The sequence below is a fragment of the Pseudomonas sp. KB_15 genome (assembly GCF_052114525.1).
Taxonomy (GTDB): domain Bacteria; phylum Pseudomonadota; class Gammaproteobacteria; order Pseudomonadales; family Pseudomonadaceae; genus Aquipseudomonas.
The window spans coordinates 1-23,523 of the sequence record NZ_JBFREX010000003.1 but is presented as its reverse complement, the minus strand read 5'-3'; the positions used below and the strand labels follow the sequence as shown (position 1 = coordinate 23,523).

Annotated in this window: 23 protein-coding genes; 13 read left to right on the top strand and 10 right to left on the bottom strand. The window is 58.8% G+C overall.

Features of this window, described 5'->3' with window-relative positions:
* Positions 1–161 precede the first annotated feature (161 nt).
* From AB4Z35_RS04350 to trpE, 4 genes are all read left to right on the top strand, one after another.
* The gene (locus AB4Z35_RS04350; RefSeq protein ID WP_442096140.1) at positions 162–1,310 is read left to right on the top strand and encodes an iron-containing alcohol dehydrogenase; all 1,149 of its coding nucleotides are present in this window, start codon (positions 162–164) and stop codon (positions 1,308–1,310) included.
* Between the two features lie 115 nt (positions 1,311–1,425).
* Positions 1,426–2,100: a ribulose-phosphate 3-epimerase gene (rpe, locus tag AB4Z35_RS04345; protein WP_007993226.1), complete on the top strand. Its 675-nt coding sequence runs from the start codon at positions 1,426–1,428 to the stop codon at positions 2,098–2,100.
* Entirely contained in the window at positions 2,097–2,915 is an 819-nt protein-coding gene (locus AB4Z35_RS04340) for a phosphoglycolate phosphatase (RefSeq protein ID WP_442096139.1), read from the top strand. Before rpe ends, AB4Z35_RS04340 begins: the two co-directional genes overlap by 4 nt.
* 69 nt (positions 2,916–2,984) lie before the next feature.
* Positions 2,985–4,466, top strand: a complete 1,482-nt coding sequence (gene trpE, locus AB4Z35_RS04335; protein ID WP_442096138.1) for an anthranilate synthase component I — start codon at positions 2,985–2,987, stop codon at positions 4,464–4,466.
* Between the two features lie 169 nt (positions 4,467–4,635).
* Here the strand turns inward: trpE and estP are convergent, their stop codons facing one another.
* Positions 4,636–6,546: an esterase EstP gene (gene estP / locus AB4Z35_RS04330; RefSeq protein WP_442096137.1), complete on the bottom strand. Its 1,911-nt coding sequence runs from the start codon at positions 6,544–6,546 to the stop codon at positions 4,636–4,638.
* A gap of 407 nt (positions 6,547–6,953) precedes the next feature.
* Between estP and AB4Z35_RS04325 the strand changes: the two genes are divergently transcribed.
* From AB4Z35_RS04325 to AB4Z35_RS04310, 4 genes are all read left to right on the top strand, one after another.
* Positions 6,954–7,547, top strand: coding sequence for an aminodeoxychorismate/anthranilate synthase component II (locus AB4Z35_RS04325; RefSeq protein WP_007980194.1), 594 nt, complete (start codon positions 6,954–6,956; stop codon positions 7,545–7,547).
* Positions 7,548–7,556: 9 nt separating this feature from the next.
* A complete protein-coding gene (trpD, locus tag AB4Z35_RS04320; RefSeq protein ID WP_108231610.1) occupies positions 7,557–8,606 on the top strand; it encodes an anthranilate phosphoribosyltransferase in 1,050 nt (349 codons plus the stop codon).
* Positions 8,603–9,439 (top strand): indole-3-glycerol phosphate synthase TrpC, encoded by an 837-nt coding sequence (gene trpC, locus AB4Z35_RS04315; RefSeq protein ID WP_007986019.1) that lies wholly within the window; start codon positions 8,603–8,605, stop codon positions 9,437–9,439. The genes trpD and trpC overlap by 4 nt, the downstream gene beginning before the upstream one ends.
* A 145-nt stretch (positions 9,440–9,584) precedes the next feature.
* The gene (locus AB4Z35_RS04310; RefSeq protein ID WP_442096136.1) at positions 9,585–10,286 is read left to right on the top strand and encodes a lipoate--protein ligase family protein; all 702 of its coding nucleotides are present in this window, start codon (positions 9,585–9,587) and stop codon (positions 10,284–10,286) included.
* 10 nt (positions 10,287–10,296) lie between these two features.
* Here the strand turns inward: AB4Z35_RS04310 and crp are convergent, their stop codons facing one another.
* Complete coding sequence (gene crp / locus AB4Z35_RS04305) at positions 10,297–10,941, bottom strand: cAMP-activated global transcriptional regulator CRP (RefSeq protein WP_442096135.1); 645 nt, start codon at positions 10,939–10,941, stop codon at positions 10,297–10,299.
* Between the two features lie 218 nt (positions 10,942–11,159).
* Here crp and AB4Z35_RS04300 point away from each other — a divergent pair, with 218 nt between their 5' ends.
* Together AB4Z35_RS04300 and speD are read left to right on the top strand one after the other, a co-directional pair.
* Positions 11,160–11,582, top strand: a complete 423-nt coding sequence (locus AB4Z35_RS04300) for an OsmC family protein (protein ID WP_007994936.1) — start codon at positions 11,160–11,162, stop codon at positions 11,580–11,582.
* Between the two features lie 239 nt (positions 11,583–11,821).
* Entirely contained in the window at positions 11,822–12,613 is a 792-nt protein-coding gene (gene speD / locus AB4Z35_RS04295) for an adenosylmethionine decarboxylase (RefSeq protein ID WP_007986012.1), read from the top strand.
* Positions 12,614–12,792: 179 nt separating this feature from the next.
* On the opposite strand, the gene coq7 is transcribed toward speD, so the two are convergent.
* The 6 genes from coq7 to hemJ all read right to left on the bottom strand — a co-directional run bounded on the left by coq7 (position 12,793) and on the right by hemJ (position 17,426).
* Positions 12,793–13,440, bottom strand: a complete 648-nt coding sequence (gene coq7, locus AB4Z35_RS04290) for a 2-polyprenyl-3-methyl-6-methoxy-1,4-benzoquinone monooxygenase (protein WP_033052055.1) — start codon at positions 13,438–13,440, stop codon at positions 12,793–12,795.
* A gap of 225 nt (positions 13,441–13,665) precedes the next feature.
* A complete protein-coding gene (locus AB4Z35_RS04285; RefSeq protein WP_007986008.1) occupies positions 13,666–14,004 on the bottom strand; it encodes a histidine triad nucleotide-binding protein in 339 nt (112 codons plus the stop codon).
* 80 nt (positions 14,005–14,084) lie between these two features.
* Entirely contained in the window at positions 14,085–14,873 is a 789-nt protein-coding gene (locus tag AB4Z35_RS04280) for an SDR family NAD(P)-dependent oxidoreductase (protein WP_033052053.1), read from the bottom strand.
* A gap of 61 nt (positions 14,874–14,934) precedes the next feature.
* Positions 14,935–15,900, bottom strand: a complete 966-nt coding sequence (locus AB4Z35_RS04275) for a DUF805 domain-containing protein (protein WP_442096134.1) — start codon at positions 15,898–15,900, stop codon at positions 14,935–14,937.
* A 92-nt stretch (positions 15,901–15,992) separates the two neighbouring features.
* On the bottom strand, positions 15,993–16,961 hold the full coding sequence (locus tag AB4Z35_RS04270) for an NAD(P)H-dependent flavin oxidoreductase (RefSeq protein WP_442096133.1): 969 nt from the start codon (positions 16,959–16,961) through the stop codon (positions 15,993–15,995).
* A 33-nt stretch (positions 16,962–16,994) separates the two neighbouring features.
* Complete coding sequence (gene hemJ / locus AB4Z35_RS04265) at positions 16,995–17,426, bottom strand: protoporphyrinogen oxidase HemJ (RefSeq protein WP_007994924.1); 432 nt, start codon at positions 17,424–17,426, stop codon at positions 16,995–16,997.
* A gap of 135 nt (positions 17,427–17,561) precedes the next feature.
* Here hemJ and argC point away from each other — a divergent pair, with 135 nt between their 5' ends.
* The gene (gene argC / locus AB4Z35_RS04260) at positions 17,562–18,596 is read left to right on the top strand and encodes an N-acetyl-gamma-glutamyl-phosphate reductase (protein ID WP_007980174.1); all 1,035 of its coding nucleotides are present in this window, start codon (positions 17,562–17,564) and stop codon (positions 18,594–18,596) included.
* 167 nt (positions 18,597–18,763) lie between these two features.
* A complete protein-coding gene (erpA, locus tag AB4Z35_RS04255; protein WP_007906865.1) occupies positions 18,764–19,114 on the top strand; it encodes an iron-sulfur cluster insertion protein ErpA in 351 nt (116 codons plus the stop codon).
* A 68-nt stretch (positions 19,115–19,182) separates the two neighbouring features.
* On the opposite strand, the gene AB4Z35_RS04250 is transcribed toward erpA, so the two are convergent.
* Together AB4Z35_RS04250 and AB4Z35_RS04245 are read right to left on the bottom strand one after the other, a co-directional pair.
* Entirely contained in the window at positions 19,183–20,274 is a 1,092-nt protein-coding gene (locus AB4Z35_RS04250) for an anhydro-N-acetylmuramic acid kinase (RefSeq protein WP_442096132.1), read from the bottom strand.
* A 3-nt stretch (positions 20,275–20,277) separates the two neighbouring features.
* Positions 20,278–21,696 carry a peptidoglycan DD-metalloendopeptidase family protein gene (locus tag AB4Z35_RS04245; RefSeq protein WP_442096131.1) on the bottom strand — a complete coding sequence of 473 codons (1,419 nt, stop codon included), beginning with the start codon at positions 21,694–21,696 and terminating at the stop codon, positions 20,278–20,280.
* A gap of 212 nt (positions 21,697–21,908) precedes the next feature.
* Between AB4Z35_RS04245 and tyrS the strand changes: the two genes are divergently transcribed.
* On the top strand, positions 21,909–23,108 hold the full coding sequence (gene tyrS / locus AB4Z35_RS04240; RefSeq protein WP_007994918.1) for a tyrosine--tRNA ligase: 1,200 nt from the start codon (positions 21,909–21,911) through the stop codon (positions 23,106–23,108).
* The last annotated feature ends 415 nt before the right edge of the window (positions 23,109–23,523 follow it).

The window sequence follows — 23,523 nt, the reverse complement described above, 5'->3', positions numbered from 1 at the left end:
GCTGATGTATAAGCTGAATGACACACCGCCTTCGCGAGCAAGCCCGCTCCCACAGGGGGGGGCCAGTGGACCATTAGTTCATTCACCGCCTGAATACCAGCCAACCCCAAATCCCCAGCTACTATTGTGCCCAGCTCCCCTATCTATAAGAGGCTGCGCACATGAGTATTTCCTCTTTCAAAATCGCTCACAAACTGATCACCGGCGCAGGTGCCATCGAGCAACTGTCTGCCGAGCTGACGCGCCTGGACATCGACAATCCGCTGATCGTCACCGACGCCGCCCTGGTCAAGTCCGGCACGGTAGAGCTGGCCCTCGCGCAGTTGGGCGAACGCAGCTACGAGATTTTCGACCGGGTATTGCCGGACCCGGAAATCGCCATCGTCGAAGATTGCATGCAGGTGTATCGCGACGGCGGGCATGACGGATTGATCGGCCTGGGTGGCGGAAGTGCCATCGACATCGCCAAAAGCGTTGCGGCCTATGCCGGTTACCACGGGGCGCTGGAGGACTTGTTCGGTATCGATCAGGTGCCGCGCAAAGGCCCGCCGCTGATCGCCATCCCGACCACGGCCGGCACTGGTTCGGAAGTGACCAACGTCGCCATCCTTTCCGACAAGGTCGCGCAACTGAAGAAGGGCATCGTCAGCGACTACCTGTTGCCGGACGTGGCGCTGGTCAGTCCGCAAATGACCCTGACCTGTCCGCGCAGCGTCACGGCGGCCAGTGGCGTCGATGCGCTGGTGCATGCCATCGAGTCCTATCTGTCGGTCAATGCCTCGCCGATTACCGATGCCCTGGCCATCGGCGCCATCAAGTTGATCGCCAGGGCCTTGCCCAAGGCCTACGCGAATCCGTCGAACTTGCAAGCCCGGGAAGACATGGCCACCGCCAGCCTGATGGCCGGCATGGCGTTCGGCAATGCCGGGGTCGGCGCGGTGCATGCGCTGGCGTATCCGCTGGGTGGGCGCTTCAACATTGCCCATGGCGTCAGCAATGCCTTGTTACTGCCCTATGTCATGACCTGGAACAAGATGGCCTGCATCGAACGCATGCAGGATATCGCCGAGGCCATGGGCGTGAAGACTGCACATTTGAGTGCCAACGATGCAGCCGACAAAGCCGTGCAAGCCATGACCGAGTTGTGTGCCGCCGTGGAAGTCCCCCAGGGCCTGCGCAGTTTCGGTGTGCCCGAGGACGTCATCCCGTCCATGGCCGCGGAAGCGGCGGGGATCGAGCGCTTGATGCGCAACAATCCGCGCAAGTTGAGTGCCGTCGATATCGAGAAGATCTATCGAGCGGCGTACTAGAGCCTTTGCTGTTATTGGATGATAGCAAGGTCCAATCATCGCACTCACGGTGCGCGCGTCAAAGCATGAGGTATACAATGCGCGCCATTGTGATTCTGCTCAGAAAAGGTGCGTCATGCAGCCCTTCGTAATTGCTCCGTCGATTCTCTCCGCCGACTTCGCCCGCCTGGGCGAAGAAGTGGACAACGTCCTGGCCGCCGGCGCCGACTTCGTGCACTTCGATGTCATGGACAACCACTATGTACCGAACCTGACCGTCGGCCCGTTGGTCTGCTCGGCGCTGCGCAAGTACGGCGTGACCGCGCCGATCGACGCACATTTGATGGTCAGCCCGGTGGACCGCATCGTTGGCGACTTCATTGAAGCCGGCGCGACCTACATTACCTTCCACCCGGAAGCCACCCAGCATGTCGATCGTTCCCTGCAACTGATCCGCGAAGGCGGCTGCAAGTCGGGCCTGGTGTTCAACCCGGCGACCCCGCTGGACGTGCTCAAGCATGTGATGGACAAGGTCGACATGATCCTGCTGATGAGCGTCAATCCAGGGTTCGGCGGGCAGAAGTTCATCCCCAGCACCCTCGACAAACTGCGTGAAGCACGGGCTTTGATCGATGCTTCTGGCCGTGACATTCGCCTGGAAATCGACGGCGGCGTGAATGTGAACAACATCCGCGAAATCGCAGCGGCCGGTGCCGACACCTTCGTCGCCGGCTCGGCCATCTTCAATGCGCCGAACTATCAGGAAGTCATCGACAAGATGCGTTCCGAACTGGCGCTGGCTCGCCCATGAGCGGTTTTGAGCAGTTGTTCCAGGGGCAATTGCCACGGTTGGTGATGTTCGATCTGGATGGCACGTTGATCGATTCGGTCCCCGACCTTGCGGCGGCTGTGGATAACATGCTGCTCAAGCTCGGGCGTAAACCCGCCGGCATCGAATCGGTGCGCGAGTGGGTTGGCAACGGTGTGCACATGCTGGTTCGCCGGGCGCTGGCCAACCATATCGACGAAGAAGGTGTCGATGATGTCGAAGCCGAATATGCTCTGGAGTTGTTCAACGGCTTTTATGAGGCCGGCCATGAGTTGACCGTGGTTTACCCCGGCGTGCGCGATACCCTGAAATGGCTGCAAAAACAGGGCGTCGAGATGGCGCTGATCACCAACAAACCGGAGCGTTTCGTCGCGCCGCTGCTGGATCAGATGAAGATCGGCCGCTATTTCCGCTGGATCATCGGCGGCGACACCCTGCCACAGAAAAAGCCGGACCCGGCCGCGCTGTTTTTTGTGATGAAAATGGCCAATATTCCGGCTTCGCAGTCGTTGTTTGTCGGCGATTCGCGCAGCGATGTGCTGGCGGCGAAAGCGGCGGGGGTCAAGTGCGTGGCCCTGAGCTACGGCTATAACCACGGTCGGCCAATCGCGGAAGAATCGCCCGCGCTGGTGATCGACGACCTGCGCAAGCTAATTCCCGGTTGCCTGGATCAGGCCGCTGAGATAACGTTGGCCGACGCTGTCAAACCCCCTTCTGGAAACGCCATCGTGGTGGTCACTCGCAAACTCTGGATGAAAGTCATCAAGGCCCTGGCCCGCTGGCGTTGGCGCGCCTGACTTGATCCTGGCCGGTTTCCGGCGCGTTTGCATACCTGACTGTTCGACCCTCAAGCCACGAGGCACCTCATGATCCGCGAAGAATTCCTGCGTTTGGCCGCTGCCGGCTACAACCGCATTCCGCTTGCCTGCGAAACCCTGGCCGACTTCGACACGCCGCTGTCGATCTACCTGAAACTGGCTGACGAGCCCAATTCCTACTTGTTGGAGTCCGTACAGGGCGGCGAGAAATGGGGCCGTTATTCGATCATCGGCCTGCCGTGCCGCACCGTGCTGCGGGTTCACGATTATCACGTCAGCGTGACCGTCGATGGCGTCGAGACCGAAGGCCACGACGTGGAAGACCCGCTGGCCTTCGTCGAATCCTTCAAGGCCCGCTACAACGTGCCGACCATCGCCGGCCTGCCGCGCTTCAACGGCGGCCTGGTGGGTTACTTCGGTTATGACTGCGTGCGTTATGTCGAGAAGCGTCTGGGCAAATGCCCGAACCCGGATCCGCTGGGCGTGCCAGACATTCTGCTGATGGTCTCCGATGCGGTGGTGGTGTTCGACAACCTCGCCGGCAAGATGCACGCCATCGTGCTGGCCGATCCGTCCCGGGACGACGCCTTCGAGCAGGGCCAGGCACGCCTGGAAGAACTGCTGGAAAAACTCCGTCAGCCAATCACCCCACGCCGTGGCCTGGACTTCAGCAAGCAACAATCGGCTGACCCGGTGTTCCGCTCCAGCTTCACCCAGGACGATTACGAAAAAGCCGTCGACACCATCAAGGAATACATCCTGGCCGGTGACTGCATGCAGGTCGTGCCATCCCAGCGCATGTCGATCGACTTCAAGGCAGCGCCCATCGATCTGTATCGCGCGCTACGCTGCTTTAACCCGACGCCTTACATGTACTTCTTCAACTTCGGCGACTTCCATGTCGTCGGCAGTTCGCCGGAAGTGCTGGTGCGGGTCGAAGACAACCTGATCACCGTGCGCCCGATTGCCGGTACCCGTCCGCGGGGGGCCAACGAAGAGGCTGATCTGGCACTGGAAAAAGACCTGCTGTCGGATGACAAGGAAATTGCCGAGCACTTGATGCTGATCGATCTGGGCCGTAACGACACCGGTCGTGTATCGGAAATCGGTTCGGTGAAGCTCACCGAGAAAATGGTCATCGAGCGTTACTCCAATGTGATGCACATCGTGTCCAACGTTACCGGGCAACTGAAAGCCGGGCTGACGGCCATGGATGCGCTGCGGGCGATTCTGCCGGCGGGCACCTTGTCCGGTGCGCCGAAGATTCGCGCGATGGAGATCATCGACGAGCTGGAGCCGGTCAAGCGTGGCGTCTACGGCGGCGCGGTCGGCTACTTCGCCTGGAACGGCAACATGGACACCGCCATTGCGATCCGCACAGCAGTGATCAAGAACGGCGAACTGCATGTGCAGGCCGGTGGCGGTATCGTCGCCGACTCGGTGCCAGCGCTGGAATGGGAAGAAACCCTGAACAAGCGCCGCGCGATGTTCCGCGCCGTGGCGCTGGCTGAACAAACCCCGAGCACCTGATTTCACGCAAAGCCCTGTGGGAGCGAGCTTGCTCGCGATGGGGCCATTACTGCCACATTGATGGTGTCTGACCCACCGCAATCGCGAGCAAGCTCGCTCCTGCAGGGATTACACCACCATAAAAAAACGCGGCGCCTGTGAGGGTGCCGCGTTTTTTATTGCCCGCACATCAGAAGTCCAGCGCAACACCTACGTTGATGCCTTGTTGGGTGAAGTCGTCATCCTTGCGAATGTTGTAGCTGGCGCGCAATGCCAGATCCCGGGTGAGGTTGTGACTCACACCCAGGTTCACACGTTGCAGGTGACTTTGCGGGGTGTAGCCTTGCAGCGTGAACTGATTGTTCGGCAGGCTGTTGAGGTTGATTCTCACGTCCTGGGTATCGTCGTTGTACTCACGCTCGATTGCCGCTTCGCCGAACACCTGGGTTTGCGGGGTGATCTGGTATTTGCCCTGCAGGCCAGCGCCCAGGCGCCGGGAAATACGCTCCTGATCGGCGAAGGTCAGTGCCGTGGAATCGTTGCCGTCCTCAGAGTAACCGTCGACTTTCACCTTGGCGAAGTCGGCACTGACAAACGGCGACAGGTGCCAAGGGCTGCTGGCTTGTTGCGCAATGTCGTAGCCCAGGCGAGCGCTGAAGGCCTCGACGTAGCCACTGGTATCGCCTTTTTCGCCGCGCTCGTTGACGCCCAGCTGGAACTTTCGCTTGAGGCTGTCGTAATCCAGATGCCCGGCCGTCAACGCCGCGTCAGCCCACACGCGGTTTTGCTGATACTGGGCGAATGCCGTGCCCAGGTAGGTGTTGAGCTTGTAGTCGGAGTCGTTGCTGCCGGTTTCGAGTTTCTGGTTATAGAAGCCGGCCACCAGACCGACACGCCAGGCATCATCGAGACGGTAGCTGCCGCCGATGTTCAGGTTGGCACCGTTGCCGTCGGCACTGACCGCGCTGTCCTGACCGTCAAAGTCCTGATGCTGTCCACCGCCGGAAACAATGGCTCGCCATTGGCCGACGCCTTGCCAGTTTTCCCAATCGGCCAGCCACTGATTGCGCAATTCATCCTGATGCGCGCGCACGGTGCCTTGAGCCATTTCCGGCAGCAAGGTCAGCTCCCACGGCGCGGCCAACAGGGAATACGCGTAGTCGGCAATCAGGCGCTGCCCGGCTTCTGTGGGGTGCACGGAGTCGTTGTAGATCAGCTTGGTCGGGTCCGGCGTGGCGCTGTTGATGCCGTAGCGGGCATTCTCGGTACAACCGCTGCCGCTGAAGCAGGTGGCGATGAGGTTCTGGTCAGTGGCCAGGCCAAACTGCGCCGGGTTGGCAAACGTCTCTTTGAGCAGTACCGGAATGTTGAGCGGGATGATTTCTGCATTGATGTTCTGCAGTCGGTTTACCAGTTCAGTATTGAACTGGTCGCTGAGTTGTGACGTGAACGCTTGCAACGGGGTGCCGTTGAACGCTGGGGTAAAGCCGATATCGGGCAGCAACCAGACCATGACGTATCGGGCACCGGCCGATTGCAGCGTTTGTACGCTGTCGGCCAGTCGATCGGCAGCGGCGCTGGCTTGGGGCAGGCTGGTGACACGCCCCTGGAGGAAGTCGTTGCCGCCGCCGGACAGGTAGAACAGCGCATTCGGGTCGGCACGGAAGTTGTTCGATGGCAGATAACCCGCCCGGACGCGCTCGCCGGTGTCGGAGGTGGTGGCGATCGACTCCAGGATCTGGTCGGTGCGGTAACCGCCGACGGCCCAGTTGTTACCATCGGGCTGGCCGTTGCTGGCGCGCACGGCCGAATTGGATGACGCGGTCTGGTCCGCCGAGAACCCCAGTTTCCCACCCAGTATCTGCGTGGAGTTGAGCGAGCGGACTTCGCCGCTGCCATCCAGATACACCGGCCCCGTCCGGTTGGTAAAGCGCTTCGTCGCCCCGGCAGGCCCGCCGGTGTCGGCAAAGGTCCCGGCGTCGTTGAGGCTGTCCCCGAAAACCACGAAATTTGTATAAGGATTGGGTGCGGCGTTCGCCTGGGCGCATGCCATCGCGAGCAAGCATCCTGCGAGGGGTACAAACAACGACTGTTTGATCATGAGCAAGTCCGTTTATTTATTGTTGTAGTGAACGAAACGACAGTACCAAAAACTTTCGGCCTTTTGCCATCTGTCGCGAAGCCTTTGATAGTTTCGCGGGCAGTACCCCCGGCGATATTGCACGCTCTGCCCAGCTAAGTTACTGTGCCGGGACGTACGAACGAGACCTTCCCCGTGTTGATCATCAGTAAACTCCTGGATCAAGTCATCAAGGCACACGCCCGCTGGCGTTGGCGCGCCTGAATTCTTTTGCCGGCTACGCCGGACCTGTACCGCTTTGCCTTCTTTACCTGTTTGAAATGCCGCTTTGCTGGCGCTACTCCAGCACCTGACAAAGCGCAGCGCTCTGCGGGTAATCATTCGAAGGCCATCTTTAAAGTCAGTGAATTCAAGAGGTTCTTAACGCCATGTTGCTGATGATCGATAACTACGACTCCTTTACCTACAACGTTGTGCAGTACCTGGGCGAGCTCGGCTCCCAGGTCAAAGTCGTGCGCAACGATGAACTGACCATCGCTGAAATCGAAGCCCTCAACCCTGAGCGCATCGTTGTGTCCCCCGGTCCTTGCACCCCGACCGAAGCCGGCATCTCGATCGAAGCGATCAAGCATTTTGCTGGCAAACTACCGATTCTTGGCGTCTGCCTTGGCCACCAATCCATCGGCCAGGCCTTTGGTGGTGATGTGGTGCGCGCCCGCCAAGTGATGCACGGTAAGACTAGCCCGGTATTTCACGAGGACAAGGGTGTATTCGCAGGCCTGAATCGTCCGCTGACGGTCACGCGCTATCATTCATTGATCGTCAAGCGCGAAACCTTGCCCGATTGCCTCGAACTGACCGCCTGGACCCAGCTCGAAGACGGTTCGGTCGATGAAATCATGGGCCTGCGTCACAAGACCCTGAACATCGAGGGCGTGCAATTTCACCCGGAATCGATCCTCACCGAGCAGGGCCACGAACTGTTCGCCAACTTCCTCAAACAAACCGGCGGCACGCGCTAAGGACTTTTCATGAATATCAAGACAGCCCTGAGCCGTATCGTTGATCACCTCGACCTCAGCACTGATGAAATGCGCGATGTCATGCGCGAAATCATGACCGGGCAATGCTCGGACGCGCAGATTGGCGCGTTCATGATGGCCATGCGCATGAAGAGCGAAAGCATCGACGAAATCGTCGGTGCGGTTTCGGTGATGCGCGAGTTGGCGGACAAAGTCGAGCTCAAGACCCTCGACGGTGTGGTCGATGTGGTCGGCACCGGCGGCGACGGTGCCAATATCTTCAACGTGTCGACCGCTGCTGCGTTCGTCGTTTCCGCTGCCGGCTGCACCGTGGCCAAGCATGGCAACCGTGCAGTCTCGGGCAAGAGCGGCAGTGCCGACCTGCTGGAGGCGGCCGGCATCTACCTGAACCTGACCCCGGTGCAGGTGGCGCGCTGCATTGACAACGTTGGTATTGGTTTCATGTTTGCCCAGACCCATCACTCTGCGATGAAATACGCTGCAAGCCCGCGCCGCGAGCTGGGTCTGCGGACCTTGTTCAACATGCTCGGCCCGCTTACGAATCCGGCCGGTGTGAAACATCAGGTGGTGGGCGTGTTCACCCAGGCCTTGTGCCGGCCGCTGGCAGAAGTGTTGCAGCGTCTGGGCAGCAAGCATGTGCTGGTGGTGCATTCGAAGGACGGCCTGGATGAGTTCAGCCTGGCGGCGCCGACGTTTGTCGCTGAGCTGAAGGATGGCCAGATCACCGAATATTGGGTCGAGCCGGAAGACCTGGGCATGAAGAGCCAGAGCCTGCATGGCCTGGCGGTGGATAGCCCGGCGGCGTCCCTGGAACTGATTCGCGATGCCCTGGGCAAGCGCAAGACCGAGAACGGTCAGAAAGCGGCCGAGATGATCATGCTCAATGCCGGTGCGGCGCTGTACGCCGCCGATCATGCCAGCAGCCTGAAAGAAGGCGTTGCATTGGCACACGATGCGCTGCACACCGGGCTCGCTCGAGAAAAGCTTGAGGAGCTGGGTGCATTTACCGCGGTATTCAAAGTGGAGAATGAAGGATGAGTGTACCGACGGTTCTGGAAAACATTCTGGCGCGCAAGGTCGAGGAAGTTGCCGAGCGTAGCGCTCGTGTCAGCCTCGCCGAGCTGGAAAGTCTGGCCAAGACGGCCGATGCACCCCGTGGTTTTGCCAAGGCCTTGCTGGCTCAGGCCAAGTTGAAGCAACCGGCCGTCATTGCCGAAATCAAGAAAGCTTCGCCGAGCAAAGGCGTGATCCGCGAGAATTTCATTCCCGCCGACATCGCCAGAAGCTACGAGAAGGGCGGCGCGACCTGCCTGTCGGTACTTACCGATATCGATTACTTCCAGGGCGCCGATGCCTATCTGCAGCAGGCCCGTGCGGCGTGCCAGTTGCCGGTGATCCGCAAGGACTTCATGATCGATCCGTATCAGATCGTCGAAGCCCGGGCCCTGGGTGCCGATTGCGTGCTGTTGATCGTTTCCGCACTGGACGACGTGAAAATGGCCGAACTGGCGGCCGTGGCCAAAAGCGTGAACCTTGACGTGCTGGTGGAAGTCCACGATGGCGATGAGCTGGAGCGGGCCCTGAAAACCCTCGACACTCCGCTGGTTGGCGTGAACAACCGCAACCTGCACACTTTCGATGTCAGCCTGGAAACCACCCTCGATCTGTTGCCGCGTATTCCGCGTGATCGTCTGGTCATCACCGAGAGCGGCATTCTCAACCGCGCCGATGTCGAACTGATGGAAATCAGCGACGTCTACGCGTTCCTGGTTGGCGAAGCGTTCATGCGCGCCGAGAGCCCGGGTACCGAGTTGCAGCGTCTGTTCTTCCCTGAGCGCGGCGTTCCCGTCAGCGGCTCGACCCTCGACTGACTACTCGCAGACCGAGTCGACCCCATCGCGAGCAGGCTCGCTCCCACAAGGAGCCTGCTACCCCATGAGATCTATTGTGGGAGCGAGCTTGCTCGCGATGGCGGCATAAGATGCCCCACAGACTGACCGTTCTATGGAAGACCTTATGACCTCACCTGTTTCCCTGACCATCGAAGCCGGCCTGCAAGCCGAACAGGATCTGCTGGCCTCGGTCTGCGCCGGCGACTCGGAGTTCGGTCTGCTGTTCTGGCAGCCGAGCGATCAGGCGCTGGTCATGCCGCGCCGTTTGAATCGCTTGCCCGGATTCGAGGCTGCATGTGCCGTGTCGGCGGCGGCGGGGTGGCCCGTGTTGTTGCGCGATACTGGCGGCGAGCCGGTTCCACAATCCGCCACAACGATCAACATCGCCCTGGTTTACGCGCCACCACGCAGCGAAGGTGATTTGAACCGCATCGAAACCGGTTACCGGCGCCTGTGCGACCCCATCTGCCAGTTGCTGGATGAATTGGGTGGTTCGTCGTCCCTTGGCGAAATCGACGGTGCATTCTGTGATGGACGCTTCAACGTCAATCTTGATGGTCGCAAGATGGTCGGCACCGCCCAGCGCTGGCGCCAGAGCCAGGGCGGCCAGCGTCCGGTGGGGTTGGTGCACGGTGCGATGCTGATCGATAACGACCGAGAGTCGATGGTCGCCGCGGTCAATCGCTTCAACGAAGCTTGCGGCCTGGAACAACGAGTACGCGCCGAAAGCCACATCGCGTTGCATGAGAAGTTCTCGGCACCCTATGCACTGGCGCGCCTCGACGAACTCTATCTGCGGATGCTGTCACAGATGTTCAGCGGCTAGGTTTTCGAGCTTATCGCGTACCGAAGACCACCATGGTCTTGCCTTTGACGTCCACCAGGTTGCGTTCTTCCAGATCCTTGAGCACGCGACCGACCATCTCCCGGGAGCAACCGACAATCCGCCCGATTTCCTGACGGGTCACCTTGATTTGCATGCCATCGGGGTGAGTCATGGCGTCTGGCTGTTTGCACAGCTCCAGCAGGCAGCGGGCAACGCGGCCGGTCACGTCAAAAAATGCCAGGTCACCGACCTTGCGCGTAGTGTTGCGCAGGCGCTGTGCGATTTGTCCGCTGAGTACGTAAAGAATGTCCGGATCCTGCAGGGACAACTCGCGGAATTTCGCGTAGCTGATTTCCGCGACTTCGCATTCAACCTTGGCCCGCACCCAGGCGCTGCGCTCCTGTTCCAGGCCGGCCTGCTCAAACAGGCCCAGCTCGCCGAAAAAGTCCCCGGTGTTCAGGTAGGAAATGATCATTTCCCGGCCTTCGTCATCTTCGATCAGGATGGTGACTGAGCCTTTGATGATGAAGAACAGCGTTTCCGAGCGGTCTCCGGCACAAATGATGTTGCTCTTGGCCTGATAGCGGCGGCGCTGGCAATGCATCAACAGCTTGTCGAGGTTCTTGATCTTGGGGTTGGGGGCAATCGCAACCATGGTTGTATCCCGAAAAGACAGCGCGGTGTGTCAGGTTTTTTTATGAATAGCGAAAGCTGGCTATGCGCCATCGAATTGGCGTCAGCTTAACAGACACTTCCTGCAACATTCGAGCATTTACCTACAAGGCCGTGGGATATGTCCTAGGACGCCGGGGGCTTCAATCACGGGGCCTGTGCTAAGCTGGCGACCCTTTTTTATACAGTGGAGTCTTGGCGATGAAGGCACGCATCCAATGGGCTGGCGAAGCCATGTTCCTCGGCGAATCCGGTAGCGGTCATGTCGTGGTCATGGACGGTCCGCCCGATGCCGGCGGACGTAACCTGGGAGTCCGGCCGATGGAAATGCTGCTGCTGGGTGTCGGCGGTTGCAGCAATTTCGATGTGGTCAGCATCCTCAAGAAGTCCCGCCAGGCGGTCGAAAGCTGTGAAGCTTTCCTTGAAGCCGAGCGTGCGACCGAAGATCCAAAGGTTTTCACCAGGATCCACATGCACTTCGTGGTCAAGGGCCGCGGGCTGAAAGAAGCCCAGGTCAAGCGCGCCATCGAATTGTCTGCCGAGAAATATTGCTCGGCGTCGATCATGCTCGGCGCGGCAGGCGTGGCAATCACCCACGACTACGAGATCATCGAGCTCGGTTGAGTCGACATTCAACTATCATAAAAGCAGTGCAGACTCTGGCGAACCCAAGCTGACGTCTGCATAATGCGCCACTTTTTTCAGGGTAGTGGCTTGTCAGCCGACAGGCCTCGCACCCGAACAGACAACCAAAATCGCCATCGCGAAGAGGTGTTAACCGTCCTACGCAGGTGCGTTGTTCGCATCTGACGGGCATGCTTGATCACGCGGCCGGGCCGCAAACACATAGAGAGTTTTTAACGGTGAAAAGCAAACTCAAGCTCCACGGGTTCAATAACCTGACAAAGACCTTGAGCTTCAACATCTATGACATCTGCTATGCGGAAACCCCGCAAGACCAGCAGGCTTACGTCGAGTACATCAATAAAGAGTACAACGCGAAACGCCTGACGCAGATCCTCACGGAAGTTGTCGATATCATTGGTGCCAACATCCTGAACATTGCCAGTCAGGACTATGAGCCGCAGGGCGCCAGCGTCACGATCCTGATCTCCGAAGAGCCGGTAACCCCGACCGACAGTCAGATCGAAGAGTCCCCGGGCCCGCTGCCTGAAATCATTCTGGCCCACCTCGACAAGAGCCACATCACGGTGCACACCTACCCGGAAATCCATCCGGTCAGCGGTATTGCAACCTTCCGTGTGGACATCGACGTGTCGACTTGCGGGGTCATTTCACCGCTCAAAGCGCTCAACTTCCTGATTCACCAGTTCGATTCGGACATCGTGACCGTGGACTACCGTGTGCGCGGCTTCACCCGTGACGTTGAAGGCAAAAAGCACTTCATCGACCATGAGATCAATTCGATCCAGAACTACCTTTCCGATGACACTTACGACGCGTACCAGATGACCGACGTGAACGTGTACCAGGAAAACCTGTTCCACACCAAGATGCTGCTGAAGAACTTCGAACTGGACAACTACCTGTTCGGCGACGCCACCAGCAACCTGTCCTCTGAGCAACGTGCCCAGGTGACCGAGCGGGTGAAACACGAAATGCTCGAAATCTTCTACGCGCGCAATATGGCGTAAGATTCTCGAACACAAAAAAGGCGACTCCTTCACGGCAGTCGCCTTTTTTATTGCTGTCAGTCAGGGAGGTCGAGTGATGCTGTTCGCGAGCAAGCCCGCTCCCACATTGGGCTGCCGCACACCGAACCATTGTGGGAGCGGGCTTGCCCGCGAAGGGGGCCTGTCAGCCGACCTGGAAATCAGATCCGATAAGTACTCTTGGTCATCACCTTGGCCATCAGACTCATCCCGAACTTCACCGGTGCCGGAAACCGGAACCCGCCAGCATCCAGCGCACTTTCAGCATGCTGTTCTTCATCGATGCGCATCTGCTCAAGAATCGCCCGGGATTTTTCATCCTCGGCCGGCAATTGCTCCAGATGTTCGTTCAGGTGTTTGCACACCTGGTCTTCCGTTGCCGCAACGAACCCCAGGCTGACTTTATCGCTGATCAGGCCGGCCACTGCGCCAATCCCGAACGACATGCCATAGAACAGCGGATTGAGGATGCTGGTGTGACTACCGAGTTGCTGGATACGTTGTTCGCACCAGACCAGGTGATCGATTTCTTCTTCGGCGGCATGCTCCATCGCGGCACGCACTTGCGGCAGTTTGGCAGTCAGCGCCTGCCCTTGGTACAGCGCCTGGGCGCAGACTTCGCCGGTATGGTTGATGCGCATCAGGCCGGCAACGTGGCGCGTGTCTTCGTCGCTCATTTTCGCATCCGGCTGAACGATGGCCGGCGACGGACGGTACGGCTGGCCGCTGAAGGGCAGCAGGGTGCGCATCGCGGCATCGGCTTGCAGCAGAAGTCGGTCAATTGGCGAGTAGTGACGTTGGGTAGTCATGCTGACCTCCGGGGGAATTTCGGCGGCCAGTTTAACCCAATCGGCCGGGGAAGGTTTGCGCTGGGTCATTGTGCTGCAATTGTGATGACAGGGCTGTGATGCCTTTAGTGGGAGCGGGCTTGCTCGCGAAGAGGGTCTGACATTCAGCATTTATGCTGGCTGATACTCCGTCTTCGCGAGCAAGTCGGATCGCCGCACCGCCGCTCCCACAAGTGGGGGCTGCAATCAGCCCGGCGGCCAGTGCATCTGGCGCTGACCCAGTACGTGCATATGAATGTGGTAGACGGTTTGCCCGCCTTCTTCATTGCAGTTCATGACGACGCGGAAGCCTTTTTCGCAGCCCAGTTCCAGTGCCAGGCGCTGGGCGGTGAACAGAATGTGCCCGGCCAATGCCTTGTCGTCCTCGGTCAGGTCATTCAAGGTGCGAACCGGTTTCTTCGGTACCACCAGAAAATGTACCGGTGCCTGTGGGGCAATGTCGTGGAAGGCCAGTACCTGGTCGTCCTCGTAAATGATCTTCGCCGGGATTTCCCGGTTGATGATCTTGGTGAACAGAGTATCCACAGCTGTTTTCTCCGTTGTTTGGGCTGGGCTGAGTGTACTCATGGCTCATGCCGGCGCCCAGCCTTTTACCTTGAGTTGGATCAGCGCGGACAGTAGGCCTTGTTGACCATGCCGGCAATGGTGCGAGTCAACCAGCGCGAGCCGAGTCTTGGCAGGAAGGCGAACCAGCGGTTGCGCCGTCCCGGAATGATGATCGCTTGATTCTTTTCCAGTGCGCGCACGGTGTAGAGCGCCACTTCCTCGGGGCTCATCAGCAGTTTGCTGTTGGCCAGTTTGTCGTTGTTGAGTTGCGCAGTACGGAAAAACGCCGTGCGGGTCGGCCCGGGGCAGAGCACCGAAACCCTGATCGCACACTTTTTCAGCTCGACGCGCAACCCTTCGGAAAAGTGCAGCACATATGCCTTGCTGGCGTAATAGGTGCTCATCCATGGTCCTGGTTGAAACGCCGCCACCGAGGCCACATTCAGAATCTGCCCACCACCTTGCAGGGCCATGCTGTTGCCGATGGCGTGACACAGGCGGGTGAGGGCGAGGATGTTCACTTCGATCAGGTCTTGCTCGGTCATCCAGTCCTGGGCCAGAAACGGGCCGCATGTACCGATACCGGCGCAGTTGACCAGCAGATCGATCTGCCGGTCGCCTTCTTCCAGCTCCAGCAGGAATCCGGACAGGCGCAGTGGCTCGCCAAGGTCACAGGCGCGGAACAATACTTCCACGCCGAACCTTTGGGTCAGTTCAATTGCAATACTTTCCAGCTGATCACGTTGTCGGGCCACCAGAATCAGGCTGCGGCCGCGCCGGGCCAGCGCCTCGGCCATTGCCAGGCCGATGCCGCTGGAAGCACCAGTGATCAGAGCGTAACGGGTCATGCAGTTCTCCATCGCAACAGCTCCGCGCCGCGACGCAGGTGTCACGGGCCAGGAGCGCTGTTCATTCTTTCGCAGAGTCTACAGGGGGCTGGACCTCTTCGGCTGCATCGTCGACGGAATTTGGCACCGGTGCGGCCTCGACGTCGATTTCATCGGTGGTGACCGAACTGCTTTCGTAGCTGCTCTGGGCGGCGCTTTTGTATTCTTCCCGTATCGCCGTGAGACCACCGGCCAGCGAGCCGAACAGAACCAGTGCGATAACGATCAGCCACAGCGAAGACAATACCTTGACCGCGGTACTGTTCGGCGGAGGCGGCGGGCCGTAGCGGTTGGCGGTGTCGTTGCCCGGCACAGCCATGATCACGAACGGAAAGAAACTGCCAACGAACGGCACCAGGTTAAGCAGCCACAGCCAGCCGGACCAGCCGACATCGTGCAAGCGTTGAACAGTGATCTGGATGCTGACGAATACAAATCCGACGAACAGGATCAAGGCCAGCAAGCTGCCCAGTATCAGGCCCGCGGTCGAATCCGCGCCGATGAGAGCCAGAGCGACCAAGGCAAACACCCCGCAAACGGCCAGGAGTACAGTTGACAGCACCAGCGTCCAGGCGAGGTAACGCAAGCGGCCGATACGGCCATCGAAACTGAATGGCTTGAGCGTGGCGAATTGCGCCGCGACTTCGCCGACCGGCGCGCGAGGCGGCGCGTAAGGGGATTGCGGATCTGCAAAAGACGCCTGGCTGCTGGCCGGGGTATGGTCATGAACGTCGGCGAGGTTCAACTCGATCCGGGTTTCGGCTTCGATGCGGGCGTCGATACCGGTTTTGCTCAGTGCCCGGAGGTAGGTCTGGGCATCGGCTTGCGACAGGTTGCGTTTGAGCGCTACCGGACGTCCGGTAAACAGGCGCTCGATGGCCGAGACATCACTTTTGAACAATTCGGCGAGATTGAGCTTTGCCGTGGTGATGTCGACACCGGGCAGCAAGGCGCCCTCGAATACGATCTTGAAATGATTTTCGCCCATGTGCGAAGCATCCTTGTCGCGAGAGGTTGAAAGAAGAATGTTGTGTCCGGCGAGTGTAAGGCCAGCCGGGCAAGACTGGCCAAGGTTTGCTGTCAGCGTGGCCAGCGTTTGGTCAACCGGGCGGCGTGCTCCAGGGCCGTGCGGTACTCCGCGTCGAGACGTGCAATCAACTGCTCGACACTCGGCAAGTCCTCGATTTCTCCCACGCCCTGGCCAGCAGACCAAACGGTTTTCCAGGCTTTGGCCTCATCGCTCACGGGTTTGAGCTTGGAGCCGAAGTTGATCTCGCCCTTGCCTTGCAAGGCGGCCATGTCGAAACCGGCGGCCTCCAGGCTCTGGCGCATGAAACTCGCGGGGACACCTGACACGGCTGGAGTATGGATGATGTCTGCTGCTTTGGATGTCAGCAGCATTTCTTTGTAGGCGTCGGGCGCGTGGCTTTCGGTGGTACCGATAAAACGCGTGCCAAAGTAGGCCAAATCCGCACCGAGCAATTGCGCGGCAAGAATTTCGTGGCCATGGTTCAAGCAGCCGGCCAGCAACAGGGTCTTGTCGAAGAACTGGCGGATTTCGGCAATCAGCGAGAACGGGCTCCAGGTCCCGGCGTGTCCGCCGGCGCCGGCGGCCACGGCGATCAGACCATCCACACCTGCTTCGGCGGCTTTCTCGGCGTGGCGACGGGTCGTCACGTCATGGAATACCAGGCCGCCGTAGCTGTGGACAGTATCGACCAGTTCTTTCACGGCGCCGAGGCTGGTGATCACGATCGGTACTTTGTGTTCGACGCAGATCTGCAGATCCGCCTGTAAACGTGGATTGCTGTTATGGACGATCAGGTTCACGGCATAAGGCGCGGGGTTTTCCAGAGTCGCCAGCCCGGCTTCGATTTCTTCCAGCCAGGCCCTGAAGCCGCTGCTTTCGCGCTGATTCAACGCCGGGAAGCTGCCGACCACGCCCTGGCGACAGCAGGCGAGTACCATTTGCGGATTGGAAATCAGGAACATCGGCGCTGCCACCACGGGCAGACGCAAACATTGTTCGAGCAGAGCGGGCAGCGACATTGGAAGTACCCCGGTGAGTTGTGCCTGTTGGATTTAGAACGGCCGAACGACGACCAGAATTACGATTGCCAGCAATATCAGAACCGGAACCTCATTGAACCAGCGATAAAAGACATGGCTGCGGGTGTTTTCGCCACGGGCAAAACGTTTTACCTGCGCGCCGCACATGTGGTGGTAGCCGATCAGAAGCACCACCAGCGTCAGCTTGGCGTGCATCCAGCCACCCTGAGTGAAGTAGGCGCCGGGGTTGAGGCTGATCAACCAGCCGCCGAAGATCAGTGTCGCGATCATTGCCGGGCCCATGATGCCGCGGTACAGCTTGCGCTCCATGATGCTGAAGCGTTCCTTGCTGACGGTGTCCTCGCTTTGGGCGTGATAGACGAACAGTCGCGGCAGGTAGAACAGGCCGGCAAACCAGCAGACGACGCTGATGATGTGAAGCGCTTTGAGCCACAGATAAAGCATTTTTAGTTATTCCCCAATTCACGGTAGCCAGAATAGTAGAGGCTTGACGCTCCGCACGTCACCTTGCCGGTTGTCGCAGGCGCCTGCGCGCCCTATTATCGACGGCTTTCCAGTGGGTTCGTTGAGGGCAGGTTTATGGTCAAGGTCGGTATCGTCGGCGGCACGGGTTACACCGGTGTCGAACTGCTGCGTCTGTTGGCGCAACATCCGCAAGCTGAAGTGGTGGTCATCACTTCCCGATCCGAGGCTGGCCTGGCCGTGGCCGACATGTACCCGAACCTGCGAGGCCACTACGACGGCCTGGCGTTCAGCGTTCCGGACATCAAGACCCTGGGCGCTTGCGATGTGGTGTTTTTCGCCACGCCGCACGGTGTTGCCCATGCGTTGGCGGGCGAATTGCTGGCGGCCGGGACCAAGGTCATCGACCTGTCGGCCGACTTCCGTCTGCAAGACGCGGATGAATGGGCCAAATGGTACGGCCAGCCGCACGGCGCGCCGGAACTGCTGGACGAAGCGGTCTACGGTCTGCCGGAAGTCAATCGCGAGCAGATCAAGAAAGCGCGTCTGATTGCCGTGCCGGGCTGCTACCCGACTGCAACGCAATTGGGTTTCCTGCCATTGCTCGAAGCCGGCCTGGCCGATGCTGCGCATCTGATTGCTGACTGCAAATCCGGCGTCAGCGGTGCCGGTCGTGGTGCTTCCGTAGGCTCGCTGTACTCCGAGACGTCGGAAAGCATGAAGGCCTATGCCGTCAAAGGTCACCGTCACCTGCCGGAGATTCGCCAGGGGCTGCGTCGTGCAGCAGGCAAGGACGTCGGCCTGACCTTCGTTCCGCATCTGACGCCGATGATTCGTGGCATTCACTCCACGCTGTACGCAACCGTCGTTGATCGCTCGGTGGACCTGCAGGCGCTGTTTGAAAAGCGTTATGCCAATGAGCCGTTCGTCGATGTGATGCCGGCCGGTAGCCACCCTGAAACTCGCAGCGTACGGGGTGCCAACGTTTGCCGTATCGCGGTGCATCGTCCGCAGGATGGTGATCTTGTGGTGGTGTTGTCGGTGATCGATAACCTGGTCAAAGGTGCTTCGGGCCAGGCAGTGCAGAACATGAACATCCTGTTCGGGCTGGATGAGCGTCTGGGTCTTTCCCACGCCGGCATGTTGCCGTAAGGCTTATCGCGCACAGCAAAAAGGCCCGTCTAACGGGCCTTTTTGCATTTCGGACTGGCGATTGGATTGGTTGATATACCATAACAATAGTTGACCGCTTTTCTAGGAGAAGCGGATAATGCGCGTCATCACGCAATATGACGGCGTAACGCCGGGAGATAGTCAGCATGAGCGTCGAATCCTTCACCCCCACGGCTTTGCAATTCACCCACGGTGCCGCGCACAAGGTGAAGAGCCTGGTCGATGAAGAGGGGAATGATCGCTTGAAGCTGCGCGTATTCGTTACGGGCGGCGGTTGTTCAGGTTTTCAGTACGGTTTCACCTTCGATGAAGAAGTGGCCGATGACGACACCATCGTCGAGCGCGAAGGTGTGAGTCTGGTGGTCGATCCAATGAGCTTCCAGTACCTGGCAGGTGCCGAAGTGGACTACCAGGAAGGTCTGGAAGGTTCGCGTTTCGTCATCAAGAACCCGAATGCGACCACCACCTGTGGCTGCGGTTCTTCGTTCTCGATCTGATCAGCGCACCTGTTTCACAGAACGCCGCACGGCCTCAGGGTCTTGCGGCGTTTTGCTGTGCGGAGGATTTATGCGGGGTAGATGGCGCCGAGTACGCGCAAACCGCGGGCACCGGTAACGCTCGGACGGTTGGCTGCAATGCCTTCGAGGCAGCAATGAGCCAGCCACGCGAAGGCCATGGCTTCGACCCAGTCGGGGTCCACACCGTAGGTGGCGGTGGTGCTGACGCTTGCATTTGGCAGCAGGTTGGCAAGGCGACTCATCAATGCGGTGTTGTGGGCGCCGCCGCCGCAGACCAACAATTCCTGCGTGTCTGCCTGGGCGCTTTGCAGTGATTCGATGATGGTCAGCGCGGTCAGCTCGAGCAGCGTTGCCTGAACATCTTCGGCGGCGAAGGCTGGCAGTTGTGCCAGATGCTGTGTCAGCCATGGCAGGTTGAACACTTCCCGGCCGGTACTCTTCGGGCCTTTGGTCACAAAGAACGGATCACTGAGCAGTGCATTCAGCAGGACCGGTTCTACGTTGCCGCTGGCGGCCCATTGGCCGTCACGGTCAAAGTGGTCGCCGCGTTGCTGATGAATCCAGGCGTCCAGCAGCACGTTGCCCGGGCCACAGTCGAAACCGGCAACAGGCTTGCCGGGCTCGATCAGGCTGAGATTGCTGAAGCCGCCAACGTTCAGCACGGCGCGATCACCGATCCGTTCTTCAAACAAGGCTTCGTGAAAGGCGGGAACCAGCGGTGCACCTTGTCCGCCGGCAGCGACATCACGGCTGCGGAAGTCGCTGACCACGGTGATACCGGTCAGCTCCGTCAGCAGGGCCGGGTTGCCGATCTGCACGGTGAAGCCGCGTGCCGGTTCGTGGCGGATGGTCTGGCCATGGCTGCCAATTGCACGAATGTCGTCAGACTTCAGTTGCTGTTGAACCAGAAGGGTGTGAATCCCTTGGGCTGCCAGTTTCACCCAGTTCTGCTGGGCGATGGCGGAGCGGGCGATTTCGTCCGGGCCGCTGGCGCACAAGCCGAGCAGCTCGGCGCGCAGGGTGTCGGGCATCGGGATGTAGTGGGAGGCGATCAGTCTGATCGCCGGGGCTTGCTCGATCAGTGCGATGTCCAGGCCATCAAGGCTGGTTCCGGACATCACACCTATATAGAGCGCCATGGCTTAGCGCTTGCTCGAAGCCAGCAGAGTGGCTTTTTCCTGTTCCATGCGCGCCATCAGTGGCTGGCTTTGGGCGAGGAAGCGTGTGCGTTCGGCCTTGGCAATCGGATCGGCCATTGGCAGTTTCTGGCCCAGCGGGTCGACGTGCACACCATTGACCTGGAACTCGTAGTGCAAGTGCGGGCCGGTGGAGAGGCCTGTGGTGCCGATATAGCCAATCACCTGGCCCTGCTTCACCGTGCCGCCAGTCTTCACGCCTTTGGCGAAGCCTTGCATGTGGCCGTAGAGCGTGGTGTAGGTGTTGCCGTGTTGGAGGACGACGGTATTGCCGTAGCCACCACGACGGCCGGCCAGCAAGACCTTGCCATCACCGGCAGCCTTGATCGGCGTGCCACGCGGTGCTGCGTAGTCGACGCCTTTGTGGGCGCGGATCTTGTTCAGGATCGGGTGTTTGCGGCCCATGGAAAATTTCGAACTGATGCGGGCGAAGTCCACCGGTGTGCGGATGAACGCCTTGCGCATGCTGTTGCCGTCAGCGGTGTAGTAGCTGCTGTTGCCTTGTTTGTTGGTGTAGCGCACGGCGGTGTAGGTCTTGCCGCGGTTGGTGAAGCGCGCCGACAGGATCGGGCCATTGCCGACGGCCTTGCCGTTGACCACCTTTTGCTCGTAGATCACGTCGAACTCGTCACCCTGGCGAATATCCTGGGCGAAGTCGACGTCGTAGCCAAACACACTGGCCATGTCCATGGTCAGGCTGTGAGACAGGCCGGCACGGGCCGCGGATTGCGACAGCGAGCTGTTGATCACGCCATGAACGTAAGCGGAGCGCACGGTCGGTTTTGCGGTAATGCGGTTGAACGTGTAGCCCTTGTCGTTTTTGGTCAGGCTGATGCTTTCGAGGTCGTTGAGCTTGCTGTGCAAGTTGGTCAACTGGCCTTCAGGGCTCAGTTCGAATTCGAGTTTTTGCCCGTGTTTCAGCTGGCTGAACTGCTTGGCCTGCTTGTCGCTGGCAAGCAAATCATGCACAGAGGTGGCCGGGAGGCCGACTTTCTCGAACAGTGTAGAGAGGGTGTCACCCTTGGTGACGATCACTTCCCTGTGGCTTGCCGACTTCTTTTCTTCGACGACCGGCTCCGGTTCGGCTTGAGCCGTTTCCTGAGTGTCCTCGGCGCTGTTGTCGATCTGCGCGAAGGGAGATGTTGCTGGTTCATTTGTGGCTTGAACGACGTCAGCAGCGTCTTGATCTTGTGTCAGTTGTTCAGCAGGACTTTCCAGTTCAAGACTAAGGGTCGTCTTTTTGGCTTCAACATCGCTGGAAGGGAATACCAGGAGCGCCAGACTGAGAAGGGCGGCGATGCCACTTGCGGCAAGCAAGTGGGTTTTCGGGTAAAGCGGCGGCGCTTTAGACGATTCTGTGGTCATAAGTGGCTTTGACTTTGAAAAAAGATGAATTGGAAAAGATGAATGACATGATGAAGATGAAATAACTGTATAAAATATAACCAAATCATCTCTGAAGCAAGTCCGTAGGTGTTCTGCCTGCGGATTGGCGTCCGTGCGCCGGGCAAACCTTGTATTTGACGCGCGATCTTGTATGGTTGGTTCCCTTTGAATCTGAGCCTTGCGGGTCTGTTATGAAGTCGGTTGAAGAGCAGCTAGCGCTGATCAAACGTGGTGCGGAAGAACTGTTGGTCGAGTCCGAGCTGATTGAAAAGCTCAAGCGTGGCCAGCCGCTACGTATTAAGGCGGGCTTCGATCCAACGGCTCCGGATCTGCACTTGGGTCACACCGTGCTTATTAATAAGCTGCGTCAGTTCCAGGAGCTGGGGCATCAGGTGATCTTCCTGATTGGTGACTTCACCGGGATTATTGGTGATCCAAGCGGCAAGAGTGCTACGCGTCCACCGCTCACTCGTGAGCAGGTCCTCGAGAATGCCGAAACCTACAAGACTCAGGTCTTCAAGATTCTGGATCCGGCAAAAACCGAAGTGGCATTCAACTCCACCTGGATGGATCAGATGGGGCCGGCCGACTTCATTCGCCTGACCTCGCAGTACACAGTGGCTCGCATGCTCGAGCGTGATGACTTCGACAAGCGCTACACAAGCAATCAGCCAATCGCCATTCATGAGTTCCTTTATCCGCTGGTTCAGGGGTACGACTCGGTAGCTCTGCGCGCAGACGTCGAGCTCGGTGGTACCGATCAGAAGTTCAACTTGCTGATGGGGCGTGAGCTGCAGCGTGGGTATGGTCAGGAAGCTCAGTGCATTTTGACCATGCCGCTGCTTGAAGGTCTGGATGGCGTGAAGAAGATGTCCAAGTCCTTGGGCAACTATGTCGGTATCCAGGAAGCGCCGGGTGTGATGTACAGCAAGCTGGTTTCCATTCCGGATGCGCTGATGTGGCGTTACTTCGAGTTGCTCAGCTTCCGCTCCATGGATGAGATCAATGCGTTCCGCGCTGATGTAGAGGCGGGTGCCAACCCGCGCGATATCAAGATCAAGCTGGCTGAGGAGATCGTTGCGCGCTTCCATGGTGAGGAGGCTGCGGCCAATGCTCATCGTGCAGCTGGTAACCGTATGAAGGAAGGCGAGCTGCCGGATGACCTTCCAGAGATCGAATTGACGGCTGCCGAGGATATGCCGATTGCTGCCGTCCTTAATAAGGCTGGTTTGGTGAAGAACTCGGCGATGGCGCGAGATCTTCTCGGTTCGGGTGGTGTGCGTATAGATGGTGAGGTGGTTGACCGCGCCTTTATATATGTACTGGGTGCAACCCATGTTTGCCAGGCCGGCAAGAAGGCATTTGCGCGTATTACGCTCAAGGCTGAATAAAGTTGAAATAAAGTGTTGACGGCGAATTTTAGGAGCCTATAATTCGCCCCACTTCCGGCGCAGTCGAAACGGAAAACTCCTTGATAAACAAAGAGTTACGCAGTTTTCGGCAGTGGTTGCTTCAGGTCATCGAAGCGTAAAGGAAGTTGAAAAAGAGGTGTTGACAGCAGCGTGTAACGCTGTAGAATTCGCCTCCCGCTGATGAGAGATCTGAAGCGCAAGTGGTTGAAGTTGTTAAGGAAATCCTTGAAAGCTTCTGAAAAAATCACTTGACAGCAAGTGAGGCTGCTGTAGAATGCGCGCCTCGGTTGAGACGAAAGATCTTAACCAACCGCTCTTTAACAACTGAATCAAGCAATTCGTGTGGGTGCTTGTGGAGTCAGACTGCTAGTCAACAGATTATCAGCATCACAAG

What these genes read in the sequence shown, in the direction of transcription:
- AB4Z35_RS04350 (WP_442096140.1), top strand. Translation starts at nt 162, where the DNA reads ATGAGTATTTCCTCTTTCAAAATCGCTCACAAACTGATCACCGGCGCA.
- rpe (WP_007993226.1), top strand. Translation starts at nt 1,426, where the DNA reads ATGCAGCCCTTCGTAATTGCTCCGTCGATTCTCTCCGCCGACTTCGCC.
- AB4Z35_RS04340 (WP_442096139.1), top strand. Translation starts at nt 2,097, where the DNA reads ATGAGCGGTTTTGAGCAGTTGTTCCAGGGGCAATTGCCACGGTTGGTG.
- trpE (WP_442096138.1), top strand. Translation starts at nt 2,985, where the DNA reads ATGATCCGCGAAGAATTCCTGCGTTTGGCCGCTGCCGGCTACAACCGC.
- estP (WP_442096137.1), bottom strand. Translation starts at nt 6,546, where the DNA reads ATGATCAAACAGTCGTTGTTTGTACCCCTCGCAGGATGCTTGCTCGCG.
- AB4Z35_RS04325 (WP_007980194.1), top strand. Translation starts at nt 6,954, where the DNA reads ATGTTGCTGATGATCGATAACTACGACTCCTTTACCTACAACGTTGTG.
- trpD (WP_108231610.1), top strand. Translation starts at nt 7,557, where the DNA reads ATGAATATCAAGACAGCCCTGAGCCGTATCGTTGATCACCTCGACCTC.
- trpC (WP_007986019.1), top strand. Translation starts at nt 8,603, where the DNA reads ATGAGTGTACCGACGGTTCTGGAAAACATTCTGGCGCGCAAGGTCGAG.
- AB4Z35_RS04310 (WP_442096136.1), top strand. Translation starts at nt 9,585, where the DNA reads ATGACCTCACCTGTTTCCCTGACCATCGAAGCCGGCCTGCAAGCCGAA.
- crp (WP_442096135.1), bottom strand. Translation starts at nt 10,941, where the DNA reads ATGGTTGCGATTGCCCCCAACCCCAAGATCAAGAACCTCGACAAGCTG.
- AB4Z35_RS04300 (WP_007994936.1), top strand. Translation starts at nt 11,160, where the DNA reads ATGAAGGCACGCATCCAATGGGCTGGCGAAGCCATGTTCCTCGGCGAA.
- coq7 (WP_033052055.1), bottom strand. Translation starts at nt 13,440, where the DNA reads ATGACTACCCAACGTCACTACTCGCCAATTGACCGACTTCTGCTGCAA.
- AB4Z35_RS04280 (WP_033052053.1), bottom strand. Translation starts at nt 14,873, where the DNA reads ATGACCCGTTACGCTCTGATCACTGGTGCTTCCAGCGGCATCGGCCTG.
- AB4Z35_RS04275 (WP_442096134.1), bottom strand. Translation starts at nt 15,900, where the DNA reads ATGGGCGAAAATCATTTCAAGATCGTATTCGAGGGCGCCTTGCTGCCC.
- AB4Z35_RS04270 (WP_442096133.1), bottom strand. Translation starts at nt 16,961, where the DNA reads ATGTCGCTGCCCGCTCTGCTCGAACAATGTTTGCGTCTGCCCGTGGTG.
- hemJ (WP_007994924.1), bottom strand. Translation starts at nt 17,426, where the DNA reads ATGCTTTATCTGTGGCTCAAAGCGCTTCACATCATCAGCGTCGTCTGC.
- argC (WP_007980174.1), top strand. Translation starts at nt 17,562, where the DNA reads ATGGTCAAGGTCGGTATCGTCGGCGGCACGGGTTACACCGGTGTCGAA.
- erpA (WP_007906865.1), top strand. Translation starts at nt 18,764, where the DNA reads ATGAGCGTCGAATCCTTCACCCCCACGGCTTTGCAATTCACCCACGGT.
- AB4Z35_RS04250 (WP_442096132.1), bottom strand. Translation starts at nt 20,274, where the DNA reads ATGGCGCTCTATATAGGTGTGATGTCCGGAACCAGCCTTGATGGCCTG.
- AB4Z35_RS04245 (WP_442096131.1), bottom strand. Translation starts at nt 21,696, where the DNA reads ATGACCACAGAATCGTCTAAAGCGCCGCCGCTTTACCCGAAAACCCAC.
- tyrS (WP_007994918.1), top strand. Translation starts at nt 21,909, where the DNA reads ATGAAGTCGGTTGAAGAGCAGCTAGCGCTGATCAAACGTGGTGCGGAA.